Consider the following 2,910-nt stretch of genomic DNA (forward strand, 5'->3'; position numbering starts at 1 on the left):
GGCCCTCCGTTGGCAAGTGGCATATTGAGCGTCGCATTGTTGGTTGGTGCGGCCATGTGTCCGACCTGTTGGTGCGGCGCATGATATGATCTGCCCCCTTCTGAGTGGTCCAAAATTGATGATATTTTGGATTACGAAGGAGACATGGAATGCCGAGCAAGAAGCATCGCCCGGAAGAGATTATCGGCAAGCTGCGTGAAGCGGAGGTTGTGCTGGCGCAGGGCGCGACGACCGCGGAGGCGTGTCGCCGGATCGCTGTCAGCGAGCAGACCTATTATCGGTGGCGCAAGGAATATGGCGGCCTGAAGACCGACCAGGCGCGCCGGATGAAGGATCTGGAGAAGGAGAATGTGCGGCTTCGACGCGCGATCTCGGACCTGACGCTCGACAAGCTGATCCTGCAGGAAGCTGCCCGGGGAAACTTCTGAGCCCCGCGCGCCGAAGGCGCTGTATCGATCACATCAGAACGATGATGCCGGTGTCCGAGCGACGGCTCTGCCGCGTGCTCGGGCAACATCGATCGACACAGCGCAAGGCGCCTTGCGGGGCGGATGACGAAGCGGCTCTCACCGAGGATATCATTGCGCTGGCGCGGCAATATGGTCGTTATGGCTATCGCCGGGTGACGGCATTGCTGCGCGATGCCGGTTGGCATGTGAACCGCAAGCGGGTCGAGCGCATCTGGCGACGCGAGGGGCTCAAGGTGCCGCAAAGGCAGCCGAAGCGCGGGCGGCTCTGGTTGAACGACGGATCGTGCATCCGGCTTCGGCCGGAATATCCCGGGCACGTCTGGTCCTATGACTTCGTCGAGGGTCGCACCCACGATGGTCGCAAATACCGCATCCTGTCGATCATCGACGAGGCGAGCCGGGAGTGCATGGCGTTGCCCGTGGCGCGTAAGCTGAAGAGCGACGATGTGCTGGCGGTGCTGGCCGAACTGTTCGTCACGCGCGGTCCGCCCGCGCATATCCGGTCCGACAATGGCCCGGAATTTATCGCGACGGCGGTGCAGGAATGGCTGGCGAAGGTCGGCGTGAAGACGCTCTACATCGCCCCCGGATCGCCATGGGAGAATGGATACTGCGAGAGCTTCAACGGGTCGCTGCGCGATGAACTGCTCAATGGCGAGATCTTCTACTCACTAACCGAGGCCCAGATCCTGATCGAAGCTTGGCGGCGCCATTACAACACCGTCCGGCCGCACAGCTCGCTGGGATATCGGCCACCCGCGCCGGAGGCCGTTCCATCGCCAGTGTCGCCCTCCGGTTCCGCTTCGCTCCACCTACGGCCAACACTGGCGATGGAGGCGTCAATGCACTAACAGTCCACGCGGACCACTCGGTGGGGGCCGGTCAGCACCGCGATTCCCGAATGGCTGCGACCCGCTCTGGGCGGCGCTATCCTGATCCCGCTCGCGCTCACGACACCGCATATCCTGTCGGCAGGGCATGGTGCGCTGCACCTGACGATCGCCGGCAATATCGCGCTTGGCGCCTTGATCCTGATCTTCGCGCTCAAGTCGCTCGCCTCGATCGTCTCCCTCGGCTTCGGCTTTAGGGGCGGCCTGTTCTTCGCCTCGCTCTTTCTCGGCGCGGTGCTGGGGCAGATTTTCGCGCGCTTATGGGCCTTCGTCCCCGATGGCATTCCCCTGTCGCCGATGGATGCCTCGCTGGTCGGCATGGCCGCGCTGGCGGCCGCAGTCGTCGGCGGCCCGATGACCATGTCCTTCCTCGTCCTCGAAGCCACGCATGATTTCGAGATCACGGCGGTCGTGCTGACGGCCGCGCTCTGTTCGAGCACGCTGGTCCGCGAACGGTTCGGCTATTCCTTCTCCACCTGGCGCCTGCATCTGCGCGGCGAGGTGGTTCGCAGCGCGCGCGACATTGGCTGGATGCGAACGCTGACCGCGCGGCGCATGATGCGGACCGCGCCCGCCACCGCGTCGCCGGGGATGCCGGTCAAGGCATTTCGCGAGCAATTCCCGCTGGGATCGACGAGCCGCGTGCTGCTTCAGGACGAACAGGGTCACTATGCAGGCCTCGTTCCCACGGCGGCCGCCTTCGCCGATCCTATGCAGACCGCAAAGCCGGTGTCCGACTTCGCGATCCTCAAGGATGTCACGCTCTCGCCGGATATGTCGATCGTGCCGATCATGGAGCTGTTCGACAGCAGCGCGGCCGACGATCTCGCCGTGGTCGACGCTCAGGGCCGGATCGTCGGAATGCTGACTGAACGCTATGTCCGCAAACGCTATGCTGACGAACTGGATCGGGCGCAGCGCGAACTCTACGGCGAGGATTGACTTAGCGCGCCGATCTCAAGGATCGACCCGTCATCTTTGCCGGCGAGCGCCAGCGACGCTCGCCTGTGGCTCACGACGACAAGTCCGTTTCCCGTTTCGCGAAGCCAGGTGTCGAGCCGGCGCGCGAGCTGCGCCTCCGTCACCATGTCGAGGCCTTCGCTCGGCTCATCGAGCAAGAGCCACGGCTTCCCGGCCAGAATGGCGCGGGCGATCGACAGCCGCTTGCGCTGCCCGCCTGACAGGCGCGCACCACCGTCGCCCACCCATTGGCCAAGCCCATGCGGCATCGCGCGAACGTCGACCGCGAGGCAGGCCACTTCCAACGCCGCCCAAAGCTGCTCATCGGCTAGGCCGGCGCGCGCGACGCGCAGATTGTCCCGCACCGTTCCTGAAAGAAGCTGGGCGTCCTGCGGCGAGAGTGCGAATGCCGCCCGCGCCGCCCCGGGCGGCAGCGCGGCAAGAGGCTGGTCATCAAGGCAGATGCCGCAATCCAGCGAGGCGGGCCTAATCCCGGCCAGCGTTTCGAGAAGGCCGGTCTTGCCGCTGCCCGATCGTCCCGCAATCCCCAGGCGCTCGCCCACCTCTAGCCGGACATGCGGACATGCACG

The 2,910-nt window shown here is 65.0% G+C and carries 3 protein-coding genes; 2 read left to right on the forward strand and 1 reads right to left on the reverse strand.

All coding sequences use genetic code 11. The features are described 5' to 3' along the window. Nucleotides 1–149: 149 nt before the first annotated feature. Both BGN95_RS01795 and BGN95_RS01800 read left to right on the forward strand, forming a co-directional pair. Nucleotides 150–1,321, forward strand: a protein-coding gene (locus BGN95_RS01795) for an IS3 family transposase (protein WP_088471655.1) whose coding sequence is annotated in 2 segments (ribosomal slippage) — nucleotides 150–414 and nucleotides 414–1,321 — 1,173 coding nt in all. Because the reading frame shifts where the segments join, the coding sequence is not laid out codon by codon here. 42 nt (nucleotides 1,322–1,363) lie between these two features. Next, the gene (locus BGN95_RS01800; RefSeq protein WP_286771443.1) at nucleotides 1,364–2,302 is read left to right on the forward strand and encodes a chloride channel protein; all 939 of its coding nucleotides are present in this window, start codon (nucleotides 1,364–1,366) and stop codon (nucleotides 2,300–2,302) included. Here the strand turns inward: BGN95_RS01800 and BGN95_RS01805 are convergent. Then, the coding region (locus tag BGN95_RS01805) for an ATP-binding cassette domain-containing protein (RefSeq protein ID WP_286771442.1) at nucleotides 2,287–2,910 on the reverse strand (624 nt) is incomplete at its 5' end. The two genes, BGN95_RS01800 and BGN95_RS01805, sit on opposite strands and share 16 nt — an antisense overlap.

The organism is Sphingomonas sp. 66-10, from assembly GCF_001897045.1.
GTDB classification, from domain to species: domain Bacteria; phylum Pseudomonadota; class Alphaproteobacteria; order Sphingomonadales; family Sphingomonadaceae; genus Sphingomonas; species Sphingomonas lycopersici.